9 protein-coding genes are annotated in these 17897 nt (G+C 62.7%); 2 read left to right on the top strand and 7 right to left on the bottom strand.

Annotation, left to right across the window (positions count from 1 at the left end):
• Nucleotides 1–90: 90 nt before the first annotated feature.
• The 6 genes from ACKUTP_RS05245 to ACKUTP_RS05220 all read right to left on the bottom strand — a co-directional run bounded on the left by ACKUTP_RS05245 (nt 91) and on the right by ACKUTP_RS05220 (nt 15443).
• The gene (locus tag ACKUTP_RS05245) at nt 91–453 is read right to left on the bottom strand and encodes a desulfoferrodoxin family protein (protein WP_271728964.1); all 363 of its coding nucleotides are present in this window, start codon (nt 451–453) and stop codon (nt 91–93) included.
• Between the two features lie 165 nt (nt 454–618).
• Nucleotides 619–4083, bottom strand: coding sequence for an SNF2-related protein (locus tag ACKUTP_RS05240; RefSeq protein ID WP_409063703.1), 3465 nt, complete (start codon nt 4081–4083; stop codon nt 619–621).
• 161 nt (nt 4084–4244) lie between these two features.
• Nucleotides 4245–8048 carry a DNA polymerase III subunit alpha gene (gene dnaE / locus ACKUTP_RS05235; protein WP_409063702.1) on the bottom strand — a complete coding sequence of 1268 codons (3804 nt, stop codon included), beginning with the start codon at nt 8046–8048 and terminating at the stop codon, nt 4245–4247.
• A gap of 176 nt (nt 8049–8224) precedes the next feature.
• A complete protein-coding gene (locus ACKUTP_RS05230; protein ID WP_409063701.1) occupies nt 8225–11857 on the bottom strand; it encodes a UvrD-helicase domain-containing protein in 3633 nt (1210 codons plus the stop codon).
• A gap of 3 nt (nt 11858–11860) precedes the next feature.
• Nucleotides 11861–14959: a PD-(D/E)XK nuclease family protein gene (locus tag ACKUTP_RS05225; RefSeq protein ID WP_409063700.1), complete on the bottom strand. Its 3099-nt coding sequence runs from the start codon at nt 14957–14959 to the stop codon at nt 11861–11863.
• 184 nt (nt 14960–15143) lie between these two features.
• Nucleotides 15144–15443, bottom strand: coding sequence for a YerC/YecD family TrpR-related protein (locus ACKUTP_RS05220; RefSeq protein WP_022094855.1), 300 nt, complete (start codon nt 15441–15443; stop codon nt 15144–15146).
• Nucleotides 15444–15767: 324 nt separating this feature from the next.
• Between ACKUTP_RS05220 and ACKUTP_RS05215 the strand changes: the two genes are divergently transcribed.
• Complete coding sequence (locus tag ACKUTP_RS05215) at nt 15768–16133, top strand: phage holin family protein (protein WP_035137358.1); 366 nt, start codon at nt 15768–15770, stop codon at nt 16131–16133.
• A 141-nt stretch (nt 16134–16274) separates the two neighbouring features.
• Here ACKUTP_RS05215 and ACKUTP_RS05210 read toward each other — a convergent pair whose 3' ends face one another.
• Nucleotides 16275–16703, bottom strand: coding sequence for an Rrf2 family transcriptional regulator (locus ACKUTP_RS05210; protein WP_022094857.1), 429 nt, complete (start codon nt 16701–16703; stop codon nt 16275–16277).
• 253 nt (nt 16704–16956) lie between these two features.
• On the opposite strand from ACKUTP_RS05210, the gene cysK reads away from it, so the two are divergent.
• Nucleotides 16957–17895 carry a cysteine synthase A gene (gene cysK / locus ACKUTP_RS05205; protein ID WP_409063699.1) on the top strand — a complete coding sequence of 313 codons (939 nt, stop codon included), beginning with the start codon at nt 16957–16959 and terminating at the stop codon, nt 17893–17895.
• Nucleotides 17896–17897: the final 2 nt, after the last annotated feature.

Genomic DNA, 17897 nt, shown 5'->3' with positions numbered 1-17897 from the left:
CGTTGTCGTAGTAAAAGCGCCGGCCGCATGATGCAGTCGGCGCTCGCATGTGCATATGCTAGCTATGATACCCCGAGCGGGGGCGCGTTCCTAGAACGTCGCGGACCACAGCCCGTGCAGGTTGCAATAGGCATAGACGGTACCGGTCTTGGAGCCGCCGGCAAAAAACGTCGTGGGCTTCATGCCGGGCTCGAGGTAATGGACCTCCAGGCGGCCCTCGGCCTCAAGCGCAATCCACTCGATGTAGTGCTCGGGCAGCATGGGGTGCTCCGTCGAGCCCACGCGTGCGCGGATCACGTGGCCGTCGCGCTCGATCTCGACAACAGGCACGTGCTTCTCGTGCGCCGCGTCCTCGGTGTTTGCGGTCAGCTCCGTGCAGCCGGCAGGAGTCGCAACGTCGTCGCCAAGGGCAGCGATGAGCTTACCGTCGGGGTCCTTAAAGAATTTCGCCATGATGTTCTCCTTTGCTGATGTGCCAATGTTCTTGATGGTTCTTATGCCCAAAGGCAGGCGAACCATCCACGGCGTCGCAAATGAACACATAACGGACCAGGCAAGCGGTCGGGCCAAAATGCGTCGACCGCCCTGCCCGCTCCAGCAGTCCCACCCCGCGCGCGGCTAGCGACCGTCGCCGCCCAGCAGCGCCAGAACATCTTCGCGGGTAAACAGCGCCGACGAGATGCCGTCGCCGCCGAGCACGCTGTTGACCAGGTCGCGTTTGGACTCCTGCATCTGCATAATGCGTTCCTCAATCGTGTCCTTGGCGATGAGCTTGTACACGGTCACGGTGTGTTGCTGGCCAATACGATGCGCGCGGTCGGTCGCCTGATCCTGTGCGGCCACGTTCCACCACGGGTCGTAGTGGATGACCACGTCGGCCGCCGTCAGGTTCAGGCCCACGCCGCCCGCCTTGAGCGAAATCAAAAAGACCGGAACCTCGCCCGCTTGGAACTGCGCGACCATCTTGGCGCGGCTCTCCTTAGACGAAGCGCCCGTGAGCTTAAGGAAGGCGATATCCTCCTTGGCCAGGCGTTTGCCAATGATATCGAGCATGCCCGTAAACTGGCTGAACAGCAAGATGCGATGACCGCCGTCGAGCGCGCCGTGGACGAGCTCCATGCACGTATCGAGCTTGGCGCTTCCCGCCTTGTAGTCCGCATAGTGCAGATGCGGGTCGCAACAGATCTGGCGCAGCTTGGTGAGCTCGGCGAGCACCTTGAGCTTGTCTTTCTTAAACTCGGATGCCTCGCGGTGCTGCACTTGCTGGGCAATGCGGTCTTGGTTGGCCAGGTAGAGCTTGCGCTGTTCGCCGGTGAGCTGCGTCATCACCGTATCCTCGATCTTCTCGGGCAGATCGGCCACCACGTCTTCCTTGACACGGCGCAGCACAAACGGCGACACGAGCGCTTGCAGGCGGGCGGCGCTGTCGCCCTCGGCATGCTCGACCGGGCTTTCGAAGCGCTTGGCAAACGACTCGCGCGTGCCGAGCAGGCCCGGCATTAAAAAGTCGAAGATGCTCCAGAGCTCGGATAGGCGGTTTTCGATGGGCGTGCCCGTCAGGGCAAAGCGCACGCCGGCAGGCAGGCGCTTTGCGGCGCGCGCCACCTGGGTGAGCGGGTTTTTAATGTACTGGGCCTCATCGAGCACCACACGGGCAAAGTCCTGCTCGACGTACTCGTCGATATCGCGCCGCATAAGGTCATACGACGTCACGACCACGTTATGCTCGGCCACGCCGGCAATCTGCACGCGACGCTGCGCCTTGGCGCCCAAAATGGCGCACACATCGAGCGACGGGGCAAAGCGCTCCAGCTCGGCAGTCCAGTTGTACACGAGCGAGGCCGGGCATACCACGAGCGTGGGCTTGGTGTCCCCCGCCTCCACGCGCGCCAGGATATGCGCGATCATCTGAAGCGTTTTGCCCAGGCCCATGTCGTCGGCCAAGATACCGCCAAGGCCCAGGTGTTCGAGCGAGCCGAGCCACTGGTAGCCGTCGACCTGGTAGCCGCGCAGTGTGGCCTTGAGCGAGACCGGCACCGTAAAGTCCATCTTGCCGAGCGTATCCAAGCGCTCGACGGTACGGCGGAACGCAGCGTCGCGATCGGCCTCGAGCGCGGGCGCGCGCGCGAGCATGCTGTCGACGAACAGGGTGCTCGACGCGGGAAGCGACACGCCGTCGAGCAGGTCGACGGCATCGATACCCAGGTCCTCGGCGAGGCCAAACGCGGCTCGGGCGCCCTCATCCAGGCGAATGATGTCGCCGGACGTAAGGCGCGCAAACGTTTGATGACGCTTGTACGAATCGAGGTAGACGGCAAGGTCCGCGGCCGAAAGCCCGCTCGCGCCCAGCTCGACATCGAGCAGGTTACTCTTGACGGTCGCACGAACCGAGAGCTTGGGCGCAGGGCGGACCGAAATCTGGCGCAGACGGTCGCTGAGCATGACCTCACCCAGCTCGGACAGGGCGGACAGGCCCTCGGTCAGCAGGCGGAACAAGCTCTCGTCATCGCGCTCCTCAAACGCCAGACCGCCCTCGTAAAAGTCGAAATACAGGGCCGCCGTGTCCATAACGCGAAACTCCGCCACCTCGTCGCGGGGCGGCACGCCCGGGCGCCGCTCTTCGAAGGGACTACCCGGAGCGCCCAGGCTAAAGAGATCCGCCGACCAATCGCCGTAGGTAACCGTAATTTTGCAGGTCACGAGCCCATCATCGACGCCGATTGCCATAGCAAAGCTCGGATCGGGTGCCACGGTATCGAGCGCGGCGGGCGCGGTGAGGTCGGTGTAGTCGCGCAAAATGGGCAGCGCCATACGACAGAACTCCCCCACCTGGTCGGCAGCGATATGGACCGGCGTGCGACAGGGCAGCAAACGCGATAGAAACGGCGCCGCATGCTGGGCAAACGCCACATCGGCGCGGCGCGCACGGCGGGTGTCGACCAGATAGGCAACGTCGCCCGAAGCAAAGCAGTATGCATCGGCCGGCAGGCGCAGATCGTAGCTGCCGCCAGCCGCCGGCGCGATTTTGGCGGCAAGGAGCGGTGGGCGCTTAGACAGAACCTCGTCCTCCCCTTCCGGAGGCATCTCAACCGCCACGTCATAGGTGCGATGCGTCGTCGTCCCCCGCGACCAAGCGGGCTCAAAGGAGATGGTCTGGCCGCGCAGCAGGTCCAGCACATATACGATGCTATGCTCGGACAGCGGCAACTGACGTTCGGCGACAAAACCGCTGCGGGCAAAGTCGTACGACGCCGAACGCGAGCTTGTGATGTCATCGAGATAGGCAACTGTCGTCACAACAAGGTTGAGCAGCTTTGTCGACACGTCTTCGAAGGCTTCGGGCGTATGGACAAACGTGAGCTTCTTGCCGTACGAGAAGGTGCCGCCGCGCACATAGGCATCGGCCATGCCGTCGATGTCCTTGACCACGTAGGAGACCGATTCACAGCGAATGCGAAGCTCGAGCGCCCAGCTAAAGCGGTCGGCAAACAGTGGATTGTAGTACGGCACCAGCGAGGGCTCCAACGCCGCTTTGGGGGCGTCGGGATCAACGGCACCGGCAAGCTTGCGGCGCATGCTCGCCAGCTCATCCATGCGCGCGTCCGAAAGATCGGAGAGCGCCGCCATAAGGCTCGGGCTCGTGGGGACGGGCGCCGGAAAGGGAAAGTTGGGATTGACGGCCGGCGCTTTGGGCGCGGTGCGCGCGGGCTGTTTCGGCTGCGCCGTAAACGTGCGGACCGGTGTGCGCAGCCCCTCAACAGGCTCAACGCCGCTGGCGTCCAGATACGCCAGCGCTGTAGCGATGGCATGCTTGCACATACCGGGGTAACGATAGGCAGCGGGGCAATCGCAGTCGTAGTCGATCACCTCGTGCTCGTCCATGTCGAGCGCCACGCGCGTCTTGTACAGGTCGCCGCGCGAGCCGCGCACCGAGCCCTCAACCGTCACGTTTTTGGAGAAGCGCGAGCCGCTGTCCTCGATCGACAGAACGGCGCCGTTGAGCATGAGCGAACGCCCCTTCATAAAGGTTCCGCTCAACGCCGCCTCTTTGCGAAGCGCCTGCACAAACGTCCCCTGCGCCATCACTTCCTCCAATCTCACCCGGGGTAGCTAATTTGGGACGGGGCTATTTTAGCTACCCCCATATGTCGGTTGAGATGTATTCCGACCCCGACTCATTCGCCATCAGCCAAAGGGTAGCTAAAATAGCCCCGTCCCAAATTAGCTACCCCGGCAAAGGCATCCTAGATAACCGTCACGCGGCCTTGGTTGCCGACGATGGCCTTTGCCTCTGCCAGCAGCGGAATCGAGCGTGCGTTGACCTTGGCCGGCACCTCGGCACGGAGCACGCGCCCGTCCACCTGCTCGATAAAGATCTCCACGCGGTCGCCGCCCGGGTTGGCGGTGAGCACCGTGGCCAGGCGCGCCATATTGCCCTGGCTAAAGCGGCTGTTGGGCACCATGACCTCAAAGACCTTGGGCTTGTTTTTCTCCTCGCTAAGCTCCAGCGGCACAATCTCCTGCGCGATGATCTGGTCGCCGCGGTCCGAGCGCTCGAGCTTGCCCTTAATGCGCACAAACGCGTCGGACAGCTGCGCGCCGGTCTCGGGATCGACCTCGCCGTACAGATACCCCTCGGCCTCCTTGTAGGTCTTGGGGAACACCACGACCGTGGCCTCGCCTTCCATGTCTTCGAGCTGCACGATGCCCATGGGGTCGCCGTTTTTGGTCACGCGCTTGGACACGCTCGAGACCATGCCGGCCCACCACAGCGCCTTACCCTCGGGAATCTCCTGGTTGATGGTGCCGCCCGTAGGATTCTGAACCTCATAGCCGGTGTCGATTTGCGAGAACGAAAAGTCGCGCGCCTTGGCTAGTGCATACTCAAACGGACGCAGCGGGTGGTCCGAGACGTAGATGCCCAGAACCTCCTTCTCCTGACTCAGCTTAAGGTGGCGGTCCCATTCCTGGCCATCCGGATCGGGCACGCTCACCTCAAAGCCCGAGCCCTCAACGTCGCCAAACATATCGAAGAACGACGTCTGGCCGCTCGCGCGGTCCTTCTGGCGCTTTACCGCGGCATCGATGATGTTCTCGGGGTTGTTCTTGTCCACAAAGTGCATCATCTGGCGACGCGGATACCCCGTGGAGTCGAAGGCGCCTGCCTTGATCAGCGATTCGATCACGCGACGGTTGGCCTGGCTCGAGTCCACGCGCTCGACAAAGTCGTGCAGCGTCTTAAACGGACCGCCCGCCTCGCGCTCGGCGATAATCGCCTGCGCCACGCCGGTGCCCACGCCGCGGATGCCGGCCAGACCAAAGCGCACGCCCTCCTTGGTAGCCGTGAACTCGGTACCGGACTCGTTGACATCTGGCGAAAGCACGGGGATGCCGTCGTGACGGCATGCCGAGACGTAGTGCACGATCTTGTCGGTCTTACCCGTATAGGACGTCAGAACGGCCGCCATGTACTCATGCGGATAGTGCGCCTTGAGCCATGCCGTCTGCATAACCAGAATGGCGTAACCGGCGGAGTGCGACTTATTGAAGGCGTAGGACGCGAACTCAAGGACATCGTCCCAAATCTTCTGGGCGACCTCGCGCGTGTAGTTGTTCTTGATAGCGCCGTTCATCCAGTGGTCGTAGGTGGTCTCGTCCGAACCATCCTCCCAGTGGAGCACCGTCGACGTGAGCAGCTTAATCTTTTTCTTAGCCACGGGCTTACGGATACGCGAGTCCGATTCGCCCTTGGAGAAGCCGCACATCTCGACGGAGATGAGCATAACCTGTTCCTGGTAGACCATGGTGCCGTAGGTTTCGCCCAGGATGTCGTCCAGGCGGTCGTCGTAGGAGACGGCCGGCTCCTTGCCGTTCATACGGTTGATGTAGGACGAGACCATGCCGGCGCCCAGCGGGCCCGGGCGGTACAGGGCGATCAATGCCACGACGTGTTTGTACTCGGTGGGCTTCATGTTCTTGATCGTGGCCGTCATGCCAGCGGACTCGACCTGGAAGACGCCGGCGGTATGGCCGGAACCCATGAGCTTAAAGATCTCGGGATCGTCAAAGGGGATCTCTTCCTCTTTGATGTCGATGCCGAAGTTCTTTTTGATGTTGGCCTTGGCCTTGGAGATAACCGTCAGCGTGCGCAGGCCCAAGAAGTCCATCTTGAGCAGGCCCATGTCGGCGACGGTATGACCCTCGTACTGGGTAATCTCGACGCCGCCCTTGGTATCGAGCTTGGTGGGTACGTGCTCGTTGACGGGATCGCGGCAGATCAGAACGGCGCACGCGTGCACGCCCTCGCCACGGGTGAGGCCCTCGATCGAGAGCGCCGTGTCGATGATGCGGCGAGCGTCGTCGTCCTTTTTATAGGCCTCGGCAAAATCGGGGTTAAACAGATCCTCTTTGCCGGGTTGCTTTTCGAGCACCTGCTTGAGCTTGACCTTGGGGTCGCTCGAGACCATCTTGGACAGGCGCTGGCCCATGTAGACCGGATAGTCCAGCACGCGCGCGGCGTCGTTGATGGCCTGCTTGGCCTTAATGGTCGAGTAGGTGATGACGTGGGTGACCTTCTCGGGGCCGTAGAGCTGGCGAACGTGCTCCACGACCTCGAGGCGCCGCTCATCGTCGAAGTCCATATCGATATCGGGCATCTCGGTACGTTGCGGGGACAGGAACCTCTCGAACATCAGGCCGTTCTCGAGCGGGTCGAACGCGGTGATGTTCATGGCGTAGGCGACGATAGCGCCGGCGGCCGAGCCACGGCCGGGGCCGACGCCGATGCCGTTGTCCTTAGCCCATTGCACGTACTCGGCAACGATCAAAAAGTAGGCGGCAAAGCCCTTGTCGCAGATGACCTTGTATTCGTACTCAAAGCGCTCTTTGATGTTGACGCCACCGATCTCGCGCGTGGCCCAGTCGTCGCCATAGTGCTGGCGCAGGCCCTTCTCGCACTCGCGGCGGAACTGGCTCTCGTGCGTCTCGCCGGGATCGAGCAACGGAAAGCGCGGCAGGATGATAGAGTCCCAGTCCAGCTCAACGTAGCACTTGTCGGCGATCTCGAGCGTGTTGTCGCAGGCCTCGGGGCAATACGGGAACATCGCCCGCATCTCCTCCTCGGTCTTCATGTAAAACTCCGAGCCGGTCATGCGCATGCGGTTGGGGTCATCGACCTTGGCGTTCATGCCAATACACATGATGACGTCCTGCACGGGCGCATCCTCGCGGCGCAGGTAGTGGAAGTCGTTGGTGGCGATGACCTTGACGCCCACCTGCTTGGCGATGTCGATGAGCGTGCGGTCCATCTGCTCGTCAGTCAGGCCGTTGTCGGTGGTGATGCCGTGTTCCTGGATCTCGATGTAGAAGTCGCCGGGCTCGAAGGTATCACGGAAGGTCTCGGCCCACTTGATGGCGCCTTCCATGTCGCCGCGGTCGATGTATTTGGGGATGATGCCCGCGATACAGGCGCTCGTGCAGATCATGCCCTTGGCATGGCGGCGCAGGTTGTCGAGCGTCACGCGCGGCTTGTAGTAAAAGCCCTGCACGGCGGCCTCGGAGACCGTCTGCATTAGGTTGACGTAGCCCTCCTGATCCTTGGCCAGAAGGATCATGTGGTAGAGCTCGGGCTTGTGGTCGCGGGCAAGGGTCTCGTCCGGCGTAAAGTAGACCTCGCAGCCAAAGATGGGCTTGATGACCAGGGGCGGTTTGAGCTCGTCGATGTTGCCCTTCTCGTCCCACATGGCCATGTCTTTGACGTACTGGGCATGCTCGCGCGGGTTTGCCTCGGGGTCGGGCTCCACCAGCTCGTCGCGGCGGTCCTTTTCCAAGAAGGCCTTGTCGTGGCTCCAGGTTTTGTACTCGGGCGTGTTGTGATTGACGGCGTCGCAGGCCAGCGCTAGGTCGGGCACGCCATACATGTAGCCGTGGTCGGTAATGGCCACGGCGGGCATGCCAAGTTCAACGGCACGATTGACCATATCCTGGATACGGGTTGCGCCGTCGAGCATGGAGAAAACAGTGTGATTGTGCAGATGGACGAATGCCATGTGATGAGCTCCGATGCGGGTTCGTGTTCTGACTGAACGATTTTACCGCACGGCACGGACAGCACCCGAACCTAGCCAAACCAACACGGCTCCTCTTGCAGTTGCGGTGAAATGCGGACTGTTTGGCGGCTTTTTTGGCCAAAACAGCCCGTATTCCACCGCAAGTTATCTGAGGGCTAGAGATTGTAGATGACTACTTGAGGTTCGGCGGGTTCGACGAAGATGGCTGGATTCGCCTGCTCCACGCGAACGAACTTGACCGTCACCGTCTCAAAGCCCGCCTTGTGCAACACGTCGGCGTAGACGCGCGCCTGCAGGGCGTGCTTCTCGAGCAGCTGATCCGGCGTCTCATCCGGCGTGCCACCCGTCTTGTAATCGATGACCAGTGCGCGTGACGGATCGGCCGGGTCGGTCGCCAAAGCGTCGATGGCGCCTTCGGCATATGCACCGTAGCGGGCGATGTCCTCGTCCTCGCAGCCCAGCGAGAAGAACGGCACCTCGGCGCGAACGCACGGCCACGCGAACAGCTCGGCACGAACCGACGACTTGAGCCAGCGCTCCAGAGCGACATCGAAGCGCTCGCGCTGTTCTGGCGTCAGGTGCCACAGGCGAGCCAGGGCGTCGGCACGCTCAGCGGGCAGCGCATCGGCACCCATCTCGATGAGCCACTGGCAGGCGGCGTGGAAGGCCGAGCCCAGCGCCATGGGATTGCCGGCGGGCTCGACAGCGGCCACGTCTGCGTCCGTCATCTCGGAACCATCCGACTCCGCATCATCGCCGGCCTCGTCCATGGGAACACGAGCCTCGGCGGCACGGTCTTCCGTCTCGGCATGGAGTGCCGCGGCGATTGACGAGTAGCTATACGAGTCACGCATCGGATACGGACAGATGCCCATGCGCACGCCCACTGCCTGGGGATACACAAGCTCGAACGAATCGGGCTTGGGGTCGACAGGACCGGGGACGATTGTACTGGCCGAATCGTCGGCAGCATCCGTATCGGCATCGCCACGAACAAGCCTGCCCTCGGCATCCAGCGAAGCGTTGGCCTCAAACGTCTGCTCGCCAAAGGTAAAGCCCGCGAGCGAAATGAGCTCGTAGTCGCCCGACTTGGAGTTGTCGAACACCAAACGGTCGCTATCGAGCTGCGGCATGTCCAGAGCGTCGGTCGGCAGAATGCGGCGCAGCACGTCGTAGGTCAGATCCGTCTCGACATCGAAGGTCGGCGCCGTCACCTTGCCGCGGCTCACGCCGGCATCCATCGCCAAGATCACCAGCTCGCGCGCACGCGTCATGGCAACATAGAGCAAGCGGGCCCGTTCCTCGAGCGAAAGCTGCAGGTCGTCGTTGCGCAGGCGAGCAAATGCCTCGGCGGGAGAACCCGTCGCGCAGACGTCCTCCATGAGCTCCGGCGGCAGCCACAGCGACGTGCCCTTGCCCTTAAACGCGTGCTCAAACTGCTTTTTGACGTCGTCGCCCTTCACAAAGGTACCGTCGGCAAGCTTAACGCCGTCGAAGCGTGCCGGCAGTGCCACGACCTGTGCTCCGCCCTCAACGCGACCCATCTGTGCCGCACCCGAGGACTTACGCACGCCAAAGCACTCGGCGACCGCCACGACCGGATATTCCAGACCCTTGGAGGCATGCACCGTCATGATGCGTACCGCGCCGTCACCCTCCTCGTTGAGCGCGCCCGGGGCCTCCTTGCCCGCCAAGAAGCGGTCGAAGGCCAGCGCGATGGAACGCGGCGAGTTGCCGAACTCGGCCTCAGCCTCAGCCACGGCGTCGAGCGCCTTGAGCACGTTGGCGGCAATGGCCTTGCCCTCGGGACCACGCTGTCCCAGACGCACAAACCAGCCGGAGGCATTGACCGCGTCGCGCGCGATGGCGGCGAACGAATCACGCCCCACGCGACGCAGTGCGTAGCGCAGCACCTCGCGGGCACGCGTCACAAGCGGCAAGCCCTGCAAGCCCGGCACATCGGAATCGCTCATGATGCCCATGTCGATATTCCGGCGCGAGGTCTCCCCCGTCTCGCCATCGAGCTTGGTCGCCAGCGCCAGGAACTCCTGGGCGCCGAGCGCAAACATCGGCGAGGCGAGCAGCGGCATAAGGCCCTGCGCCGTATCGGCCGGATTGGCGAGCGCGCAGACCAGGGCACGCACCGTCTGCACCTCGGCTGCCTGGGCAAAGACCGAGCCGCCTGCGATGACGCAGTCGAGCCCCTGATCGCGGAAGGCCTGGGCGTAGACATCGGCGTTGGTCATGCGGCCCAGCAGCAGTACCATGCCGCCCTGGGGCTGGCCGGCATCGGCAAGCGCGCGGAAGCGCTCGGCGATCGCGCGGGCCTTGGCCTGTGTGCGCTCCTGCATACTGCCGCCGGCAACAAAGAGGGCCTGGCGGCGCGAGGCGTCCGCCACCAGCGTGTCCTTGCGGCCGTCGCTCGCCTCAAGATCCAAAAAGCCCTGCATCAGGCCGCCGTCATCGCCGTCGAAGACGCGTGCCACGTAACGCAGCACCTCGTCATGGCTGCGGAAGTTGCGCACGAGTTTGACGAGTTCGCCGGCAGGGGCATCGGCCACGGCAGTCGCCTCGGGCGCGGCAGACGAGCCCACCTTGCGCTCCTGACGACGGAACACCTCGACCTCGGCGCCACGGAAGCGATAGATGGACTGCTGCGCATCGCCCACGGTGCACAGCGCGCGCTCCCCCGCACCCGTCAGGTAGCGTATCAGATCGACCTGCATCTGGTCGGTATCCTGAAACTCATCGATCATGACCATCTTAAAGCGGCCCTCGTACGCAGCACGGATGGCAGGGTAATCGCGCAGGGCCTCGTAGGCCATACGCAGCAGGTCGTTATTATCGAGGGCGGACTGGGCAGCCTTCAGCGCGCGATACTCAGCCTCCACGGAACGGGCCAGGCCCACCAGCGCATCGAGCGCCGGGCCACCGCAGGCAAGCACGATATTGATAAACGCATCGGCGGCCTCGGCCTTGAGCAGCTCGACCTGCTCCTTAGGGAATGCCTTGCTCGCGCGCGGCATGGTGCACGACATCATGAGTCGCGCTGCATCGGCCATGGTCTTGCCGCTCGCCTCGAACGCGTCAATGGCGTCGAGTGCCATCTGCGCCTTCTCGGTCGCGGCCTTGCTTGCGCCCAGCGCCGCGCGATAGGCATCGGCGAGTGCCGAGGTATCGGCCTGCCCGCGCGCCACGCACACGTCGTCCATACCGCCCGGCAACTGGCTCGACAGCTCCAGCAGGTCGCGCACCAGGCCCTTGATGGTCGCGCCAGCGCCAAAGGAACCGCCCTCGCCCGCCATGGGATACCAGGCATAGAGGGCCTTGAGCGATGCCGCGAGCTCGGGGGCGGCATCGGGCGCCGTCGCGCGGGCCAACACATGCTCAACAGCCTGGTCCATAAGCTCGTCGGTATCGGTGAGCACCGTGAACTCGGGGTCGATGCCCAGCTCCAGCGCATGCGCGCGCAGGATACGCGAGCACATGCCGTGAATGGTCGAGATCCACGCGTCGTCGACGGTCAGTGCTTCCTCGTCCATGCCCTCGTCGATAAGCGCACGGCGCACGCGGTCACGGATCTCGGCCGCGGCATCTTTGGTAAAGGTAATGGCGAGCACCTGGTCAAGATGTTCAACGAACGGACCGGATTCAGGCGAGAGCGCGTAGACGATGCGACGCGTGAGGGTAAAGGTCTTGCCCGAACCGGCGCCCGCCGAGACAAACAGCGGACGGTCGAGCGTTTTGACAATCTGCAGCTGTTGCGGCATCAAAGTCGAAAGATCCATGGTCTACACGTCCCTCCTTACAAACGTTCCTTCGTGGTTATACGAGCAGCGCGCATGCGCGGCCTGAGCCGACGTCGGGTCGACGGCGGCAACGTTGCCTGCCTCGAGCTCGCGCAGGCGCTCGGCGATGCCGGCCTCAACGCGATCGAGCAGGGCGTCGAAGTCCATGCTGCCACCCTCGCCGGGGAAACCTTTCTTAAGGCCCGGGATGCGACCGTCGCCGCGCTCTTCCTCGAGCAGCTCGGCGCTCGCGGCACCGCGCAACGCCGGCTTGCCGCCCTTGGTCGAAAAGTAGAGCGCCGCGCGGGTGTCCAAATCCAGCGCCCGGCGCATGGCCTGGGCGTAGATGAGCGTTTGGGTATGTGGTGGCAACCAGCGCGGATCGTCGATGGGCGCCGTGCCCGATTCCTCGTCGCGCACCGTGGGGTCGGCGAGCTTAAACTCCTCAACGCCCGTGCGATGCTTGTAGTCGATCACCACGGCACGATTCTCGGCGTCCACGTCCACGCGGTCGATGCGCCCGCCAAGCGGCCAACCGGCATACTCGACCTTGAGCTCGTTGAAGGCGAACTCCAGGTAGCGCGGGGCAAAGGGGGCAAGTGCCTCGGACTCGTAGGCAAGCACACCCTCCAGCTGCGGCAAGATCTCGGCCACCTGGCGTTCCTCCACCGCAGAGAGCGGCACCAGCGGGCCCTCCGTGCCGCGCTTGCCGGCGTGCTCGGCCAACGTCTCGTCAAAGACCTCGTGCAGCAGCTCCTGTGCGCGCGGCAGATTCTCGGGCGTCACGCGCTCCATGCCCTCTTGGGGCAGACGGGCATGCAGATGCTCCAGCACGTCGTGGACAAAGTTGCCCTTTTCCATGTTGCCAAAGCCCGCGTCGATCGACTGGAGCTTCACGCGGTACGAGACGAACCAGCATAGCGGGCAGGTCGAATAGGCCTCGATCTGCGAGGCGGACGTCAGACGCGGCACGAGCGGCGCGTCCTCACCCTCGCCATCGCGACGGCGCAGGACCAAATACGGCACGGCCTCGGCACTCAGATGCTGAGGGGCTTCACAGGTCACGCGCTCGCGCTTGAGGCCTTCACCTGCCGCGGGATCAAAGTCGGCGATGATATCGCCCTCGCCCACGCGCATGGGCTTGGCAGCGCCAGCGGCCTCGGCATGTGCCCACAGCTCGGTCCATACGGCTGCCGGGTAGCACTCGCGTGCCTGGCGATCGTGCGTCACACGGGCGAGCGCGACCGGACCGCTCGCCGCCTGCATCGCACGGCCAAAGCGCACGCGCAGCAGGGCAGCGGGCTCCAAAGACACGCCGTCGCGGCGCAGCTCGGCTGTCAACGTGGCAAGCGGGCCCTCTTCGTGCGAAAGCGGATAGCTGTCCAGGTCGACATCGGCAAACAGCACGGCATCGTAGCTGCCAGGGCGAAGAACCGACGCATCGGCAAGCGACGCGAAGCGCACTTGTGCTCGTGGTGTGCGATCGACCTCATAGGTCTCGTAATCGTAGGCGGTACTGCGCTTGTCCACCTTGGTTCGAACGCCGTCGAGAACCGGCACGGTCGCGGCCTGCGACACGTCGAGCGCGCGAGCATCGTTCATAAGGATGTCGATGGCATGGCGCAGCAAAGCCGTCTCTGCCTGGCGACGGGCCTGGCCGTCAAGGCCGCCTAGAGCGCGATCGGGCAACGCCTCGGCAACGGCAAGCATGGCCTTAAGCGCCGTCACGGGCTTGTCACGCCACAGCGCCTGGAACACGTCCGAGACCACACACGGTACGTTCTTAAACCAGTTATCGTCGCTCGTCGCCTTGCGCGCGCCCCTCACCTGGCCCTGAACGCTCTGCAGCAGGCTCTTGACGCCCGCGGTAGTCTTGCTGCGCGAGAGACGCATATTCTTATCGAAGGTACGGGCATTGACGGCATCAGCGCCCGAAAGCGGACTGTAGATCCAGTCGGTAAGCTCCGGCGCGGGCCACCACTCAGTCTTGGAAGCGGTGCCCTCGTCGGCGGCTTTCATACGCTCGATCAGGTTGGCGAGCGCCGTAAACTGCCTGCCCGCGATGGACTGGGAAAACGCCGTGAACTCAGTCGTCTCGGCCGCAATGTGACGCGCCGCCAAACGGGCGGCGAGCTCGCCGAACAGCTGGGGTGCCCGGGCAGAAACGACGAGCACGCGCACGGGGTCGGCGGGCGTTGCAGTAGCTTTATCGGCCTTGGACTCCTTGTGCGCTTTCACCAACTTATCGATGGCGTCCGCATAGACATGAGCACGGGCATGGGGGCCGGCGACCTCAATAAAGGCAGGCTGAGCGGCGGCCCCGCAAGCGACATCAGACGCGACGGCGTCCTCCCCCAGCGGCGCGATCTCAAACAGCACACCGCGGGCATCAAATGCCGTGGCAAGCTCCTCGCGCATCGCCGCCTGCTCGCGGACAAGCAGCACGACGACCTCTCCCCCATTGTTCGCCACGGCAGACAGCAGCTCGAGTAGACCGTGCGTAAACGACGTGGTACCGCGCACGCATACGGCGCGGGCGCACGCCGGCAGGCTATCGGCCAGGGCACCGGCCATAATGTCGGCTGCCTCGCAGGGCTCGACCATATCTCGACGGTCCAAACCGCCCGCGTAGGCACGCAAAAGCTCAAACACACGAGCCTCGGCATCGCTTTTTGGCTCAGGCTGGCAATTGTTGCCACCGCATCGCTCGGCCGTCGTCCCCGCCACACCCGGCAGCACATCGCGGGCCATGCGCGCGAGCATGCGCACCGTGCCCTGGCCACGCGAAAGCGGCTGCAGGTCGGCATCGTCGCGGCGGGCAATCATATCCGAAAACAGCATCTGACGTTGCAGGTTGTCGACGAAACCGCGCCCGTCGCCCAAAAGCTCCCAAAGCGAGCGAAGCCACGATGCGGGTGTCTTGTAGTCGATACCCAGCGAAATGCCGGCTTCCGCCGCATCATGACGGCACAGATCGAGCTCGGCAAACGTTGGTGCCAGCAACACGGCACGCCCGTGACGGGCAATAAGGTCGGCAAGCAGCGCCGACTCGGCATCGCTCAAATCCGTGCCGGCATTGGTGGTATAGATTCGAACAGGCATGGTCCTCCGCTCAAACCGTTCGCAATAATCAATGCATCCATCCTACCCGCCCAAGCGGACACATTGCCACCGCAGTTCCATCTTTTGGTACAAAGCAACCTGAACCCAACGCACCAGCCGATTGCAGGCATATAAAAACCGCCCCCGGAGGGACGGTTCTTCGTAATTCAATGTTGTCGCTGGCCTACTCGCCATCCTCCAACTTAATGAGGATCTTGCGGTAGCCACCGTACTCGCCGTTCAGCGCCTTTGAAACGCGGCTCACCGTGGTGGACGAAGCGCCGGTACGGGCCTGAACCTCAACATAAGGCTCGCCCTCGTCCAAATAGCGCGCAACCTGCAAACGCTGAGAAAGGTCGCAAATCTCGCGCGGCGTACAGATATCGGTCAAAAACGCTTGGATATCCTTCTCGTCATCCAAAAGGCTAAATGCGTGGACCAGCTGCTTGACATCAGGCTTGTCAAACATGTTCTCGATATTCATCGATCACCGCCAAACCCGCCAAAAGGCATCGAAGTTGATACTGACATCGGGCATCGTTCGCCCGTTCTATGCAATAGGGCAACGCCTGTGGCTTTTGCCCGTAGCAGTGTAGCACACCACCAAACTAAAGCGACAAGACTCTCTGCCAGCGGCGCGTTTTTCAGGACGAACGCCGTTTAGAAACCGTATGCGCACGTAAGCTCCACGAATATTTGAGACAATGGGCGCCCAAACACCGCGGCGCGCCCGCGCAACCATCCAGGTCGCCGCCGCAAGCCGCTTCACGCGACGCCAGCAATCCCGGCGCAAGAAAGGATTCACGCCATGCGCTTTATGCTTAACTGGCTCTTCACCTCGATCGCCATCGCGATCGCCACGTTCCTCGTCCCCGGTATCCAACCCTTCGGCTTTGCCGAGACCTGGGTCTGCTTTGCCTTTGTGGGACTGTTCCTGAACATTGTCGATTCGTTCGTCAAACCGTTCCTCACGGTCATCTCGCTGCCGCTCACGATCATTACGCTGGGCATTTTCCAGCTTGTCGTCAACAGCTTTATGCTTGAGCTCGCGAGTTACCTGTCGGTCAACCTGCTGGGCGTCGGCATCTCCATCGCCAGCTTTGGATCGGCCTTTATGGGCAGCATCCTGGTGTCCATCACGCGCAGCATCCTCGACAGCATCGCCGAGGACTAAAACGGCCATTCCGGCCGTGTCCGTCTCAACAGCCCAAAACGAAGGCCGCCCATCGCAAAAATGGGCGGCCTTCTTATTTGCCAAGTCTCAAAGGGCGAGAAAATCTACCATTTCCACCCCGTCCCCAAATGCAGGTGTGGGTTAGATGACGTAGTCGTAGCCATGGTTGGGAGCGACAAGTTGATCGAGCGTCACACCGTCGAGGTAGTCGTTGATGAGCTTGTCCAGGTTCTTCCACACGTCAAGCGTGGGGCACTCATCCGAACGCGAGCAGCCTTTGCAGTCGCCATCCAGGCAGGCGACCGGCGCCAGACTACCCTCGGTCAGGCGCAGGATCTCGCCCACCGTGTACTGCTCGGGCGGGCGCGTGAGCACGTAGCCACCGCCCTTGCCGCGCATGCCCGAGAGCATGTTGGCACGTACGAGCGTAGCCAAGATGTTCTCGAGATATTTCTCGGAAATCCCCTGTCGCGCCGCGATCTCTTTGAGCGGGATGCGACCGGCCGCCTGGTGCTCGGCCAGATCGACCATAACGCGCAGGGCATATCTGCCCTTAGTAGAAACCAACATGTATAGTGCTGCCTTTCGGTCATTTAGTCCGTAGAAATTCTAGCCGAAAAATTGGTTTTGAAAATACCCGTTCCGGTCAAGATGGTTAATCGACTCGTAATAATCTTCTATTTCCTATTGCGTTACTAGGCTTTACTGTCTACTATGCTTGCCAACAGCAAAACGAACAACCCATAAGGTTTATGGGTTTCGCTGCTACACACACCGTAAAACCACACGGTATCCAGTCATTTGAACACTTTGGAGGTTCACCATGAGCAATGTTTATACGTCCATCGATCAGCTTATCGGCCACACCCCGCTCCTGGAGCTCACTCACTTTGAGGCCGATGAGGACCTCAAGGCCCGCGTGCTCGTCAAACTGGAATACTTCAACCCCGCCGGCTCCGTTAAAGACCGCGTCGCCAAGAACATGATTGACAAGGCCGAGAAGGCAGGCAAGCTCGTGCGCGGCGGCGACTACACCATCATCGAGCCCACGAGCGGCAACACCGGCGTCGGTATCGCCTCCGTGGCGGCCGCCCGCGGCTACAAGGTGATCATCACCATGCCCGAGACTATGTCCGTCGAACGCCGCAAGCTTATGCAGGCATATGGCGCACAGCTCGTGCTCACCGACGGTTCCAAGGGCATGAAGGGCGCCATCGCCAAGGCCGAGGAACTGCAGAAGGAGACGCCAAACAGCATCATCGCCGGCCAGTTTGTGAACCCCGCCAACCCCGCCATCCACAAGGCCACGACCGGCCCCGAGATCTGGGATGACACCGACGGCGAGGTCGACATCTTCGTCGCCGGCGTTGGAACCGGCGGCACCGTGACCGGCGTGGGTGAGTTCCTTAAGGAGCAGAACCCCGAAATCAAGGTCGTCGCCGTCGAGCCCGCCACTTCCCCGGTGCTCTCCAAGGGCCAAGCCGGCCCGCACAAGATCCAGGGTATCGGCGCCGGTTTTGTGCCCGACGTCCTCGACACCCAGGTCTATGACGAGATCATCCCCGTCGAGAACGACGACGCCTTTGCGACCGGCCGCGCCGTGGGCCACAAGGAGGGCGTGCTCGTGGGCATTTCGTCCGGCGCCGCCGTGTGGGCCGCGCTGCAGCTGGCCAAGCGCCCCGAGAACGAGGGTAAGACCATCGTGGCGCTGCTCGCCGATACCGGCGAGCGTTACCTGTCCACGGCGCTCTTCCAGGACTAGGG

This window comes from Collinsella sp. wc0529 (assembly GCF_046116875.1).
Taxonomy (GTDB): domain Bacteria; phylum Actinomycetota; class Coriobacteriia; order Coriobacteriales; family Coriobacteriaceae; genus Collinsella.
The sequence above is the reverse complement of the archived record's forward strand: the minus strand, read 5'-3'. Positions and strand labels throughout refer to the sequence as shown.

What these genes read in the sequence shown, in the direction of transcription:
- dnaE (WP_409063702.1), bottom strand. Translation starts at nt 8,048, where the DNA reads ATGGCATTCGTCCATCTGCACAATCACACTGTTTTCTCCATGCTCGAC.
- ACKUTP_RS05220 (WP_022094855.1), bottom strand. Translation starts at nt 15,443, where the DNA reads ATGAATATCGAGAACATGTTTGACAAGCCTGATGTCAAGCAGCTGGTC.
- ACKUTP_RS05215 (WP_035137358.1), top strand. Translation starts at nt 15,768, where the DNA reads ATGCGCTTTATGCTTAACTGGCTCTTCACCTCGATCGCCATCGCGATC.
- ACKUTP_RS05225 (WP_409063700.1), bottom strand. Translation starts at nt 14,959, where the DNA reads ATGCCTGTTCGAATCTATACCACCAATGCCGGCACGGATTTGAGCGAT.
- ACKUTP_RS05230 (WP_409063701.1), bottom strand. Translation starts at nt 11,857, where the DNA reads ATGGATCTTTCGACTTTGATGCCGCAACAGCTGCAGATTGTCAAAACG.
- cysK (WP_409063699.1), top strand. Translation starts at nt 16,957, where the DNA reads ATGAGCAATGTTTATACGTCCATCGATCAGCTTATCGGCCACACCCCG.
- ACKUTP_RS05240 (WP_409063703.1), bottom strand. Translation starts at nt 4,083, where the DNA reads ATGGCGCAGGGGACGTTTGTGCAGGCGCTTCGCAAAGAGGCGGCGTTG.
- ACKUTP_RS05210 (WP_022094857.1), bottom strand. Translation starts at nt 16,703, where the DNA reads ATGTTGGTTTCTACTAAGGGCAGATATGCCCTGCGCGTTATGGTCGAT.
- ACKUTP_RS05245 (WP_271728964.1), bottom strand. Translation starts at nt 453, where the DNA reads ATGGCGAAATTCTTTAAGGACCCCGACGGTAAGCTCATCGCTGCCCTT.